This window comes from Flavobacterium palustre (genome assembly GCF_014639535.1).
GTDB classification, from domain to species: domain Bacteria; phylum Bacteroidota; class Bacteroidia; order Flavobacteriales; family Flavobacteriaceae; genus Flavobacterium; species Flavobacterium palustre.
The window spans coordinates 1-13,482 of the sequence record NZ_BMGA01000004.1 but is presented as its reverse complement, the minus strand read 5'-3'; the positions used below and the strand labels follow the sequence as shown (position 1 = coordinate 13,482).

At 34.0% G+C, this 13,482-nt stretch carries 13 protein-coding genes; 11 read left to right on the top strand and 2 right to left on the bottom strand.

What is annotated here, in order from left to right; all coding sequences use genetic code 11:
* Positions 1-26: 26 nt before the first annotated feature.
* A complete protein-coding gene (locus tag IEV84_RS09150) occupies positions 27-1,367 on the top strand; it encodes an FAD-dependent oxidoreductase (RefSeq protein ID WP_188494226.1) in 1,341 nt (446 codons plus the stop codon).
* 63 nt (positions 1,368-1,430) lie between these two features.
* On the opposite strand, the gene IEV84_RS09145 is transcribed toward IEV84_RS09150, so the two are convergent.
* Entirely contained in the window at positions 1,431-2,957 is a 1,527-nt protein-coding gene (locus tag IEV84_RS09145) for a helicase HerA-like domain-containing protein (RefSeq protein ID WP_188493989.1), read from the bottom strand.
* 380 nt (positions 2,958-3,337) lie between these two features.
* Here IEV84_RS09145 and IEV84_RS09140 point away from each other — a divergent pair, with 380 nt between their 5' ends.
* The 8 genes from IEV84_RS09140 to IEV84_RS09105 all read left to right on the top strand — a co-directional run bounded on the left by IEV84_RS09140 (position 3,338) and on the right by IEV84_RS09105 (position 10,397).
* On the top strand, positions 3,338-4,156 hold the full coding sequence (locus tag IEV84_RS09140; RefSeq protein ID WP_188493988.1) for a MotA/TolQ/ExbB proton channel family protein: 819 nt from the start codon (positions 3,338-3,340) through the stop codon (positions 4,154-4,156).
* 42 nt (positions 4,157-4,198) lie between these two features.
* The gene (locus IEV84_RS09135; RefSeq protein ID WP_188493987.1) at positions 4,199-4,837 is read left to right on the top strand and encodes an ExbD/TolR family protein; all 639 of its coding nucleotides are present in this window, start codon (positions 4,199-4,201) and stop codon (positions 4,835-4,837) included.
* A 19-nt stretch (positions 4,838-4,856) separates the two neighbouring features.
* Positions 4,857-5,405: an ExbD/TolR family protein gene (locus tag IEV84_RS09130; protein ID WP_188493986.1), complete on the top strand. Its 549-nt coding sequence runs from the start codon at positions 4,857-4,859 to the stop codon at positions 5,403-5,405.
* A 40-nt stretch (positions 5,406-5,445) separates the two neighbouring features.
* Complete coding sequence (locus IEV84_RS09125; RefSeq protein WP_188493985.1) at positions 5,446-6,258, top strand: energy transducer TonB; 813 nt, start codon at positions 5,446-5,448, stop codon at positions 6,256-6,258.
* Between the two features lie 320 nt (positions 6,259-6,578).
* Positions 6,579-7,484 carry a PstS family phosphate ABC transporter substrate-binding protein gene (locus IEV84_RS09120; protein WP_188493984.1) on the top strand — a complete coding sequence of 302 codons (906 nt, stop codon included), beginning with the start codon at positions 6,579-6,581 and terminating at the stop codon, positions 7,482-7,484.
* A 46-nt stretch (positions 7,485-7,530) separates the two neighbouring features.
* Positions 7,531-9,201: a tetratricopeptide repeat protein gene (locus IEV84_RS09115; protein ID WP_188493983.1), complete on the top strand. Its 1,671-nt coding sequence runs from the start codon at positions 7,531-7,533 to the stop codon at positions 9,199-9,201.
* Positions 9,202-9,327: 126 nt separating this feature from the next.
* The gene (locus IEV84_RS09110; protein ID WP_188493982.1) at positions 9,328-9,960 is read left to right on the top strand and encodes a 7-carboxy-7-deazaguanine synthase QueE; all 633 of its coding nucleotides are present in this window, start codon (positions 9,328-9,330) and stop codon (positions 9,958-9,960) included.
* Between the two features lie 2 nt (positions 9,961-9,962).
* Complete coding sequence (locus IEV84_RS09105; RefSeq protein ID WP_188493981.1) at positions 9,963-10,397, top strand: energy transducer TonB; 435 nt, start codon at positions 9,963-9,965, stop codon at positions 10,395-10,397.
* A 16-nt stretch (positions 10,398-10,413) separates the two neighbouring features.
* Here the strand turns inward: IEV84_RS09105 and IEV84_RS09100 are convergent, their stop codons facing one another.
* Positions 10,414-11,118, bottom strand: a complete 705-nt coding sequence (locus IEV84_RS09100) for a class I SAM-dependent methyltransferase (RefSeq protein WP_188493980.1) — start codon at positions 11,116-11,118, stop codon at positions 10,414-10,416.
* 89 nt (positions 11,119-11,207) lie between these two features.
* On the opposite strand from IEV84_RS09100, the gene IEV84_RS09095 reads away from it, so the two are divergent.
* Positions 11,208-11,705 (top strand): YkgJ family cysteine cluster protein, encoded by a 498-nt coding sequence (locus IEV84_RS09095; RefSeq protein ID WP_188493979.1) that lies wholly within the window; start codon positions 11,208-11,210, stop codon positions 11,703-11,705.
* 91 nt (positions 11,706-11,796) lie between these two features.
* Entirely contained in the window at positions 11,797-13,032 is a 1,236-nt protein-coding gene (locus tag IEV84_RS09090) for an ABC transporter permease (RefSeq protein ID WP_188494225.1), read from the top strand.
* The last annotated feature ends 450 nt before the right edge of the window (positions 13,033-13,482 follow it).

Sequence of the window (13,482 nt, the reverse complement as noted above, 5' to 3'; positions counted from 1 at the left end):
TTTTGTTTAAATCTTATAGGGTAATGATGCAAACTCCTAAAAAAATAGCGATTGTAGGTTCAGGTTTAGTGGGTTCACTATTAGCTATTTATTTGAAGAAAGCCGGACACATTGTTCATATTTACGATAGGAGTCCGGATATTAGAAAAATACAATTTTCGGGGCGTTCGATTAATTTAGCAATGTCAACCCGTGGATGGAAGGCTTTAGACGGAGTAGGAGTTGGCGATGCCGTGCGTGAAATTGCGATTCCCATGGATAAGCGCGCGATTCATTTGGTAGATAATCTTAAGTTTCAAAATTACGGTCAGGAAGGAGAATCAATTTATTCTATTTCTCGCGGAACTTTGAATCGGAAAATGATTGACCTTGCCGATGAAGCGGGTGCCGAATTTTTCTTTGAGCATAAAGTTTGGGATGTGACTTTGGCAACAGCTACTTTACATATAGGAGAAACTGAAAGAGGGGAGTGGGAGGAACGAAAATACGATATGGTTTTCGGAGCTGATGGTGCATTTTCGAGAATTCGTCATCGTATGCAGCGTCAGAGTATGTTTAATTATTCGCAGGAGTTTTTAAATATTGGTTATAAAGAATTAAATATCCCGGCAAATGAGGATGGTTCTCATAAATTAGATAAAAATTCATTTCATATCTGGCCTCGTGGGGAGTATATGTTGATTGCTTTGCCTAATATTGATGGTAGTTTTACCTGTACTTTATTCATGCCTTTTGAAGGCGAAAACTCATTTGGTTCATTAACCGATAGAAAAGAGGTAGAAGTTTTTTTTGAAAAGAATTTCCCTGATTCTATTGAGGTTATTCCGAATTTAGCCGAAGATTTCTTTAAAAATCCTACCAGTACCTTAGTTACTATGAAATGTTTTCCCTGGGCTTATACTGATAAGGTGGCTTTAATTGGTGATGCCTGTCACGCTATTGTGCCTTTTTATGGGCAGGGAATGAATGCCGGTTTTGAAGATATCACAGTGCTTTATGAAATGATTTTAGAATATGGCGAAGATTGGGAACGTATTTTTTCGGAATATCAGGAATCACGAAAACCTAATGCTGATGCCATTGCTGAACTTTCGTATCGCAATTTTATGGAAATGAGTTCCAAAACTGCTGACGATAAATTTTTATTGCAAAAGAAAATCGAGAAATGGTTTTCAGAAAAGCATCCGGATAAATGGATACCTTTATATAGTAGAGTAACTTTTAGTGACCGTCCGTATGTGGAAGCTCTGGCAATTGGCGATTTTCAAAATGCAATTATGGAAGAAGTTTTAAGGATGGGCAATATCGACAATATTTGGAATTTTCCAGAAGTCGAAAATAAAATTTTAGAATTGTTGCAGGGATAATTTCAATGGCAATTTCAAATTTGAGATTGATTTTTGAAATTGCCATTGATTATTGCTGTTGATTTATTTTTTCAGGAATTTAGAAAGAATTCCAAAAGCACCACGAATAAAAGTAGCACTTGTAAGTACTTTTAAAACCGATTTTCCAACAACTTCTGAAGTACTCGGCTGATTAGAAGTTCTGGTTTGTTTCATTTCGTTTTGTTCTTCTTCTTTTTTAGCATTTTCCTCTTCGATAGTAGTGATTTTTTTGTTCAGCATTTCGTAGGCACTCTCGCGGTCGATATTTTCGCTGTATTTTTTCACCAGCTTCGATTTGCTGTTGATTTCCTGAATTTCAGTTTCGGTCAGGATATCCATTCTGCTCATTGGTGCTCTAAGCATAGTAGCGGCTAATGGAGTTGGAGTTCCTTTTTCGCTTAAGGCGGTTACCAGAGCTTCTCCAATTCCGAGGCTCGTTAATAGTTCGCTGGTGTTGTAAAACTCTGAAGTTGGGTAATTATCAGCGGTTTGTTTTATGGCTTGCCTGTCATTAGCTGTAAAAGCTCTCAGGGCATGTTGGATTTTTAAACCTAATTGAGCTAATATTCCGCTTGGAACATCCATTGGATTTTGAGTGATAAAGTAAATTCCAATTCCTTTAGAGCGAATTAATTTTACGATAGTTTCAATTTGTTCTAAAAGAGCTTTGCTGGCTTCTTTGAAAATTAAGTGTGCTTCATCAATAAAAATGACTAATTCCGGTTGATCGGCATCTCCCTTTTCAGGCATTTGCTGATAGATTTCTGCTAATAAACTCAACATGAAAGTAGAAAATAATTTGGGTTTGTCCTGGATGTCGGTTAAACGAAGGATGTTGACGTATCCTTTTCCGTTTTCGTCAATTCGCATTAAATCATCAATATCAAAAGACATTTCTCCAAAAAACAGTTCTCCGCCTTGTTGTTCTAATTCGATAATTTTTCTGAGGATAATTCCTGTTGTTGAAGTTGATATCTTACCGTAGCTCTCGGTAATTTCGTCTTTTCCCTCTTCGGTAATGTAATTGATTATTTTCTTAAAATCTTTTAAATCCAGTAATGGCATTTTATTGTCGTCACAATATTTGAATATAATGGCAACCACTCCGGCCTGGGTATCGTTCAAGTCTAATATACGTGAAAATAAGACCGGACCAAATTCGGATACAGTGGCACGTAAACGGACTCCGCTTTGTTCGGATAAACTTAATAGTTCTACAGGAAAGCTTGCGGTTTGATATGGAATGTTGATTTTAGTATGTCTTTCGGTGATAAAAGATTTTCCTTCGCCTTCTTTGGCAATACCGCTAAAATCTCCTTTGATATCCATCATTAATACAGGGATTCCAAAAGAAGATAACTGCTCAGAAAGTACCTGAATCGTCTTTGTTTTACCCGTTCCGGTTGCTCCGGCAATAAGTCCGTGTCTGTTTAATGTTTTTAAAGGGATTTTTACATGAGCGTTTTCTAAGGTTTCTCCTTCTAAAATTGCTCCTCCCAGTAGAATGCTTTCTCCTTTGGATTGATATCCCAAATTGATTTGCTCGGTAAATAGTTTGCTTTTATCCATGGAAATAGAGTTGTTTTTTAATTTTCTAATTATACTGTAAATGTTTTTAAGTTGTATTTATTTAGTGTTTACTGTAATTTTAAGCCTTTTTTTTTGTTAAATATTGAAAAAAAATGATTTTTCGGTTTTAGAATTAGATGTTGAAATATTGCCTTGTAAAATAGCAAATTAATAAATTATTTTATCAAAATCTTTGAATTTTAATGGTGAAATTGACAATAAAACAATAATTATATTTTTTAAACTTCAATTTACAAATGATTAATTTGAATATAACGAAAAAAAATTTTTTTATTTGAACGAAACGTATAAATTTGCGGGACTACAAGTTAATTTATAACTCAAATAAAATTATTTAAAACTATTAAAATTTAAAAAAAATGGCAAACGTTAAAAAAGAAAGCAGTTCAAAAGGAGGAGGAATGATTTCAGGAATCATCATTTTATTATGTGTGGCGGTAGGAGCTGTAATTTGGAAATTCATCATGGGGTCTCCTGCTAACTTCGAGGGTGGAAATCCAGAAACAGGTCACCCAATTAATACTTTAGGACAAGTTTATAAAGGAGGATTTATAGTACCTATTTTGTTAGGTATGTTATTAATGGTTATTGTGTTTTCTATTGAGAGATTCTTCGTAATCACTAAAGCTGCAGGAAAAGGAAACTTAGATGTTTTCATGACAAAAGTACAATCTAGTATCAAAGGTGGTCACATTGAAGAAGCTATCTCTGCTTGTGACAAACAACAAGGTTCAGTTGCGAATGCAATTAAATCAGCGTTAGTAAAATACCAAGATGTTAAGAAAGAAGGATTCAACAGTGAAGAAGCTTCTGAAACTATTCACAAAGAAATCGAAGAGGTTACTTCTCTTGAAATGCCAATGTTAGAGAAAAACATGACTATCATTTCTTCTTTAGTATCTTTAGGAACTCTTGGAGGTTTGTTAGGGACAGTATCGGGGATGATTAAAGCGTTTGGTGCGTTAGCTTCTGCTGGTACTCCTGATCAGGCTGCTCTTGCAACAGGTATCTCTGAGGCACTTATCAATACTGCAACAGGTATCTCTACATCTATCTTAGCTATTGTTGCTTACAACTTCTTTACTGCAAAAATTGACGATTTGACTTACTCTATTGATGAGGCAGGTACTACAATCGTTAATACTTACAGAAAATTCAGAGGAAGTTTGAAACAATAATCATTTTTGATATTATAATATCAAAATAAAAAAACAAAAAGAATGGCTAAAATAAAAATGAAAAAGAAGTCAACATCGACAGATATGACTGCCATGTGTGATGTTGCGTTCCTTTTGCTTACCTTCTTTATTTTGACAGCTACAGCTAAAGTACCAGAGGCAATGCCTGTTGATACCCCTGCCTCAACTGTACAAGTAAAGTTGCCTGATTCTGATTTGGCTACTATTACAATTGGTAATGTTGATGGTAAGGATAAAGTATTCTTTGATTTGAAAGGAAAGGATATTCGTAAGAGAACGTTGGAGTTGATGTCAGAAAAATACGGAGTGGCTTTTTCTGATGAAGACAAAGAGAAATTTGCTTTGATGACTGATTTTGGTGTGCCAATTACAAGTCTTAAGCAAATAATTGATATGAAGGCTTCTGATCGTGTAAAAGCGAATCAGCCGGGTGTTCCGATGGATTCACTGGATAATCAATTAAAAGAGTGGATTTATAATGCTCGTATTGCTAATAATGAATATAACAATTCTATTGGTAGCAAGCAAGAATTACAAATTGCCATTAAAGGAGATGCTAAAGAGGAGTATCCGGTTATTAAAAAAGTAATGGATATTTTGCAAGATCAACATATCAATTCTTTTAGTTTAGTAACAGGACTGAGAGGAAAAGATTTTTAATTAAAAAAAATATACTAAAATGGCTGAATTAAATACCGACAGTGGTGGTGATAAAGGCGGCAAGGTAAGAAGTAAAAAACAGAATTCGAAGGTAGATTTAACTGCCATGGTGGATTTGGCGTTCTTACTTATTACATTCTTTATGCTTACTACTTCGTTGTCAAAACCTCAAGCAATGAGTTTAGGCTTGCCAGATAAAGATCCAAAGGATAAGACAGCAGATATAAAAGTTGATGAAAATCGTACCATGACCGTATTATTGGGAGATGGTGATAAAATGTACTTTTATATGGGGATTATTAATAGTCCTATGGCTCCTAAAGGTATTCCTTATGGTAAAGATGGTATTCGCAAGGAATTGTTAAAAAGGAAAAAAGAAGTTGCTGCTTATACGGCTGCAAAAGGAAGACCTGATCAAGGGATGATTGTAATTATCAAACCAGGTAAAAAATCAACATATAAAAACGTAGTTGATATTTTAGATGAAATGGCTATTTCTTCAATTCCTACCTATACAATCGTTAATGATTTTTTACCTGAGGAACAAAAATTGTTAGAAGGAAAATAAGAGTTATCTTGTTTTCTTAATAACCTAATAATTAAGAAAAATGAAATTAGATATATTAAAAAACCAATGGGTTGAAATTGTTTTCGAAGGTCGTAATAAGCTTTATGGAGCTTATGATTTGAGAAAATCTAACCGTAAAACTACTACTAAAGCACTGCTTATAGGGGCTTTCTTTTTTAGTTTAGCAGTTAGTGCGCCTCTTATCATTAGTTTGATTCCTAAATCGACAGACGAAGAAGATAATTCAATTAAGGATATTAAACTTACAAATGTTAAGTTGCCTCCAAAAAAAGTGGAACCACCTAAATTAAACGCTCCACCACCACCACCACCACCACCGGCAGTAGATCAGGTGAAGTTTGTTAAACCAGTTGTGGCAAAAGCGGAAGAAGTTGTTGAGGAGCCACCAAAGATTGAAGAAATCAAAGATAAAAAAACTGGTGCTGAGACTATTAAAGGAGATCCGGATGCAGTATTAACTGTTGCTCCGGCTGGTACTGGACCTAAAACAAGTCAAGTTGTTGAAGAATCTGATGATCAGGTTTACAGTACAGCTGGTATTGAGGTTAAACCTGATTTCCCAGGAGGTATGGAGAAGTTTTATGCATTTGTTGGTAAAACTTACCGCATGCCAGAAGAAGAAGGTTTAAAAGGAAAGGTTTATGTTTCTTTTGTAGTTGAAAAAGATGGTTCACTAACAGATATCAAAGTGTTAAGAGATATTGGTTATGGAACTGGAAAAGAAGCGATACGAGTTTTACAAAAATCTCCTAAATGGAATCCTGGTATTCAAAATGGAAAACCGGTAAGGGTTCAATATTCATTACCAATTTCACTTGTACAACAAGAATAATGTTGAAAAGTATTATTACAAATATTAAGAAGAAATCGCTTAAAGAGCGATTTCTTCTCGTTATAGCCATTTTGTTTTTCCTGATTTATTTGATTTTAGGTTTGATGGTTTTGTTTATGACTAGCCTGCCTCTGAATATGCCAAGGAATTACAGAATAGCTTTTGGAGTCCTTTTGATAGTTTATGCTGTTATACGTTGTGTAAGGATTATCAAAGATAATAAGGAAGATTAGTTTAAAATTATTGTTATTTTGCTATGGATGTAGAATTTGTGTTATGTCGTTAGTTCGAATAAGAATCTGTCTTGAAAAAATTGGTGTATGAAAAAAATAAAATTGTTAGCGTGTTTCTTTTTTGTTGCTGTATTGTTTGTTACGTGTAAACAATCAGATGCTAAAAAAAACAAGGAAACTATCATTAAGGGGAAGACAACTTTATTGGTTGATGAGACTGTTAAGCCATTGATTGAAGATCAAATTGCGGTTTTTGAAGGTACTTATAAAGCTGAAATTGTACTTGAAGCTAAATCAGAAAAAGAAGCAATGCAGGCTTTCCTTAAAGATACTTCTCGAATAGTTGTTTTGTCCAGACAATTAAATGCGGATGAAGCAAAGTTTTTCGAACAATTAAATATAAAGCCCCGAACAACAAAAATTGCAACTGATGCCATTGCTTTGATTTCGAATAAAAAAGATGCAGACACCTTAATTGCAATAAAAGATGTAGTTGCTTTTTTAAAAGGTGATAGTCAAACAAAGATTAAAGGTTTGGTTTTTGATAATCCAAATTCAAGTACTGTACGTTATATGACAACGCTAGCCGGAGTAAAAGATGTTCCTCAAAACGGAGTTTATTCTTTTAAATCAAATGAAGAAGTGGTTAAGTTTGTTGCTGAGAACGATGGGATGATCGGTGTTATAGGCTTGAACTGGTTGTTGCAGCCTACAGCAAATATTAAAGATTATTTAACTAATATTAACGTTTTAAGCGTGCAGGGATTGAATAAAAATTCTTATTTTGCACCAACTCAAAATAATCTGGCAGAAGGAACTTACCCTTTGGCACGTGATTTGTTTATTATCAATTGTCAGGGATATTCAGGTTTAGGGATGGGTTTTGCTTCATTTTTAGCCGGAGAAATTGGTCAAAGGATAGTGCTGAAATCAGGTATGTTGCCAACTACAATGCCAGGTAGAAAGCTCTTAATCAAAAGCAGAATAAAATAATTGAGGGAAATAAATTTAGAAAATGAATAAATTAAATACCATTACAATGAACAAGTTTAAATTTTTAAGTGTTGCACTTTTTGCTTCGGCTTCTGTGTTACATGCGCAGGATATTAATGAAGTGAAAAAACAGATAGATGCAGAGCAATTTCAAAAAGCAAAAACATCTTTAAAATCGATTATAAAATCAAATCCTTCTGAAGGTAAAGCTTTTTTTCTTTTAGGAAATATTTATTTGAATCAAAGTGTAATTGATTCGGCTAAGATTTCTTATGATGAAGGTTTAAAGGCTAAAGATAATGCTCATTTTAACTCTATTGGATTAGGTCAGATTGATCTAGAAAAGAAAGATTTGGCTGCTGCAAAAGCAAAATTTGATGCTGCTAAAGCTCAAATGCGTAAAAAGGATTTTGAAGAATACATTTATATTGCTAAGGCATATATGGATAATTCTTATCCTGATTACAAAGCAGCTTTGGCTGTTTTAGCTCAGGCAAAAGAGAAAAATCCAACTGAACCACAGGTTCTTTTAGCCTTAGGAGATGCTTTTTATGGAGATAAAAACCAAAATGAAGCTTTTTCTGCATACCGTAGTGCTTTTCAGGCTGATAATACTTTGATTAGAGCTAAAATGCAATTAGGTGTTTTGTTAAAAGGTGCAAAAGCGTATCAGGAAGCTGTAGCTGCCTATAACGAAGTAATTGCTTTGAGTCCTAATTATGGTCCGGTTTACAGAGAGTTAGCGCAAACTTATTACTATTGGGCGCTTAATGCTCCGGGGCGTTATGATCAATACATTAAACAAGCTTTGACTTTTTATGAAAAATATATGTCGCTTACTGATTATTCATTGGCTTCCCGTATGCGTCATGCTGACTTCTTAATCTTGGCTAAAGATTACAAGGCTTTAGAAATTGAAGCTAATAAGATGAAAGAATTGGATAATGTAAATCCAAGAATTTTTAGATATTTAGGATATGCTGCTTACGAAAATGGTCATATTGATGAAGCTATTTCTTCGTTAGAGCAATATATTAATAATCCGGCTAATAAGATTATTTCGTTAGATTATGTGTATTTAGGTCAGGCAAAAATTAAAAAAGGAACAAATGCAGAAGATACTGCTGTAGATCCTGCTCTTTATGCTGAGGGTATCTCTTTTATAAAAAAAGGAGTTGAGCTTGAACCATCTGTAGCTGATGGATTAGGAGAGTTAGGAAAAAAATACTATGAGAAGAAAATGTTTAAAGAGGCTGCTGCAATTTTAGAGATTGCCACTTCTTACAAAGAAAGTAAATCATTCCTGTTAGATAATTTTTATTTAGGAAACGCCATTTATTTTGCTAATGCTGGTAAGCCGGTAGCAGAAAGAGATATGGAATCGTTGAAGAAAGCAGATGCAGCTTATGCAAATGTTTTAGAGGCTTCGCCTGATACGGTTGATGCGTATATTTCTCGTGCAAGAACAAATAGTTTGTTAGAGGATGATCAGGCAATGATTAAATATTATCAGGAGTATATAGATCGTATTACAGCTAAAGGAGCTGAGGAATTGGCTAAACCAGCTGTTAAAACGAAGTTGATTGAAGCTTATAATACAATGGGTGCAGGATATGCAAACTTTGATAAGGCTAAGGCAATCGAGCATTTCAATAAAACACTTGCTATAGATCCTACAAATAAATATTCACTTCAATCATTGAAGTCACTTCAATAATTGATTTGATAAAGTTAATTAAGCCAGTAGAGATACTGGCTTTTTTTATGTCGTTTTGTTAAGCATATCACATAATTGAATAATGTCTTTTGTAAATTAGTTATCTTTGCACCCTAAATTATAAAAATGCTATCAAAAGAAATTCAATTAGAAGTGAACAAAGGGGCGATGTTGCCTTTGATGGAGGAGTTTTATACTATTCAGGGAGAAGGATTTCATACTGGGACTGCAGCTTATTTTGTTAGAATTGGCGGATGCGATGTAGGTTGTCACTGGTGTGATGTTAAAGAAAGTTGGAATGCCGAATTACATCCTCCTACAAGTATCAGTCAAATAGTTGATAATGCCAGTAAATATGCAGATACTGTTGTAGTAACGGGAGGTGAACCTTTGAGCTGGGATATGACTTTGCTGACTTCAAGATTGAAAGATAAAAATTTGAAAGTACATATAGAAACTTCCGGTGCTTATCCGCTTTCGGGAACTTGGGATTGGATTTGTCTTTCTCCAAAGAAAAATAAATTACCAACAGAAACTGTTTACAACGCTGCTAATGAATTGAAAGTAATTATTCATAACAAGCATGATTTTAGTTTTGCTGAAGAACAAGCAGAATTGGTAAATGACAATGCTATTTTGTTTTTACAGCCGGAATGGAGTAAAAAAGAAGAAATGACTCCGTTAATTGTAGATTATGTGATGAATAATCCAAAATGGAGGGTTTCGTTGCAAACACACAAGTATTTGAATATTCCTTAGATATGAAAAAAGCTTTATTTTTAGTGTTTTTTAGCTTTTTAGTGCAAATTAATTTTGCGCAAAATACAAATGCAGAAAATAGTTCGACGATTACTAAATCTGAAACTGTTGCTCCATCTTCTCTTGGTGGAAAAAGTATTAGCTCGGAGGAAATGGAACCTTCAAAGAAAACAAAATTATACCAATATATTGCATATAATTATCGTATGCCAGATGTTTCGGGATTAAAAGGTAAGGTGGTGGTTGATTTTGTTATTGATGAAAAGGGGGATATAGGTGATTTTAAAATTGTAGATGATTTAGGGTACGGAACGGCAGAAGAGTTGATTAGGGTTTTAAAGAGAACTCAAGGAAAGTGGAAGCCAACATTTAAAGATGGTAATCCTGTTAAAGTGAAATATACGATTCCATTAAGTATTGATGTTCCTAAAAAGTAATGTTTTGGGAATTTTTTTAGATTGAAAGTCTGGCTAAATAATCATAATGTTCGCCTTCTGAAATCAATTCGCATTTTAATCCATTATCGTTAGCGGCATTTTGAAGTGTGTTGTAATCCAGATAAAGCCAAGGAAAAGAATCTTCTTTTTCTCCTTTATAGCTAATAGTGAATTCTAATTCTCCGTAATAGCCATTGGCAGGAATTTCGTATGCGCCATCTTCGTCTTCGTCAAACATATAAATGATATCGGAACTGTCAATTAAAATTTGTCCTCCTGGATTTAATAGAGATTTTAATTTTTGAAGAAATTTAGGAGTGTTTTTTAGAGTACCAAAAATCCCGGTTCCGTTCATTAAAAGTAAGATAGTGTCGAATTTTTCGTTTTCCAAAGTCAAAATATCTTGGATAAAAGCGTTTTTTAGACCACGAAGTTGGCATGCTTGTATGGCATTTGGAGAAATGTCAATTGCGGTGGTTTCTAAATTTCTTTCGTTTTGTAAATACAAACTATGACTTCCTGCTCCACAGCCTATATCTAGAACTTTTCCCTTGGCTAGCTCTAGAGCTTTTTGTTCGATGGAAGGCATTGATTCAAAATTTCGAAATAAATAAGTAACACTCATTTCGTCTTCTTCTGAAATAGTAGTTTCGGTAATTATATCTTCTGGGGAATTATTGGTTTGGTAGTCAAGAATGGCTTTGCCAAATAGGTCTTTCATAATAGTTTGTTGAGTAAAGTGCTAATTTGTTTATTGGATTTGAGTAATTTTGCTGCGTTATTTTCGAATAAACGAATAATTAAACACAAATGCTCAAACCATCTTTAAACGATCTCGGAAAACTGGCCAAAGATAAGCAACTTGAAAATAAAAAGTATTTTGATAAGCTTAAAAAGAAAACGCCAAAGAATTTAGATTATGTAATGCAGGATTTACATGATGCTGAATTTAAAAAAACAGATTGTTTAGAGTGTGCTAATTGTTGTAAAACAACAGGGCCGTTGTTTACTTCTGCCGATATCGAGCGAATTTCGAAACATCTCAGACAAAAACCGCAGCAGTTTATTGAGCAATATCTTCGCATTGATGAAGATAAAGATTATGTTTTGCAAACTGTTCCTTGTAGTTTTTTGGATTCGGATAATACCTGCTTTATTTATGATGTCCGTCCAAAAGCCTGCCGGGAATTTCCGCATACTGATAGAAAGAAGTTTCAGCAAATTACAGATATCACATTGAAAAATATTCCTATTTGTCCGGCGGTCTATAATATTGTAGAGGAGATGAAAAAGAAAATGCCTCTTTAATTATAGATTTCGTTTTATTTAATATGTTGGGATTTGCGAACGGCTAAGAATAAAACTGTATTTTTGAACACCAAATTTGAAATCATATCCATTGAATTTAGAATATTTCATCGCTAAAAGACTCATTACTGCTAAAGATAATAAAAGCAGTATTTCTGCACCTATCATAAAAATTGCAATTTCGGCTATTGCTATCGGAATGGTTATGATGATTGTGTCTGTGGCAACGGGAATTGGACTCCAACAAAAGATTAGGGAAAAAATTTCGGCATTCAACGGTCATATTATTATTGCTAATTTCGATAATAATCAATCGGATGCTACTTTGGTTCCGGTTCCAAAAAACCAAAAGTTTTATCCTAAATTTAGTTCGGTGTCCGAAGTGAGTCACATTCAGGCTGTTGCTAGTAAGGCTGGTATTATCAGGACGGCTGAAGCTTTTGAGGGAATCGTTTTTAAAGGAGTCGGTACCGATTATAAATGGGATAATATAAAGGAGTATCTTATTTCGGGCAGATTGCCTAATTTATCTGCAAGTTTGAATCCGGAAGTTTTGATTTCTCAGTTTTTAGCCAATAGGTTAAAACTTAAAGTGGGTGATGAGTTTAATACTTTCTTTATGAAAGAAGGGCAAAATAAATTACCTAATATAAGGAGATTTAAAATTGTTGGGATTTTTAATTCGGGTTTTCAGGAATTTGATGCGACTTATGTGTTGGGTGATATTCGACATATTCAACGAATCAACAAATGGAAGCCGGATCAGGTAGGTGCTTTTGAGGTTTTTGTAAATGATTTTGATAATATCAGTGCTATTGGAGAGCAGGTTTATGAACATACGGGTTCAACTTTGGATTCACAGACTATAGTTGAGAAATACAATTATATTTTTGAATGGCTTCAATTGTTTGATTTTAATATTGTGGTTATTCTTATTGTAATGATATTGGTGGCTACTATAAATATGGTAGTGGCGTTATTGGTTTTAATTTTGGAGCGAACGCAAATGATTGGGATTTTAAAAGCAGTAGGGGCAAGTAACTGGTCAATCCGAAAAACCTTTTTGTATAATGCTTCTTATTTAATATTTCGCGGTTTGTTTTGGGGGAATCTAATAGGTGTTAGTGTTCTCTTGGTTCAAAAGTATTTTGGCATTGTCGAGCTTAATCCAGAGAATTACTATGTTAACCAGGCGCCGGTAGATATAAATGTTGTTTATATTATATTGTTGAATGTGCTGACGATTGGGGTTTGTTTCTTGGTTTTGCTTATTCCGTCTTATATTATTACTAAAATTACTCCGGTAAAAGCAATTCGATTCGATTAGTTAAGCTTAATTTATTCATATAAATAGACTAAAATAGTGTTTTGTCGCTATTTTAGTCTTTTTTTTATGTAGCTATTCCTGCTATCCACTACAATCTTTCCTGACTAAAAGTCGTCAGGAAAGGATTTTCGCTGCTATCAGGGCTAGGTGATTGGGGTTGAAACAACTTTTTGTTCTCTAAATTTTAGAAAAACCCTTCGTGAATCTCTGTGTTTTCTTAGTGAACCTTTGTGGAAAAGCCTCGAAACGCAGCCTTCGTTCATCTAAACTCCTACAAAGGCTAAAAAACCCAAAAAATAAGTTTCACGTTTTCAGAGTATTAAAAAATAAATAAAAAATAGTTTCGAAAATCTATTGTCAAAACGAATAAAGGTTCTACTTTTGCACCCGCAACAGCGCAGACGTTATTTAAAATACTGACAGACTAATAAATCAAATTCGAAATTTAAT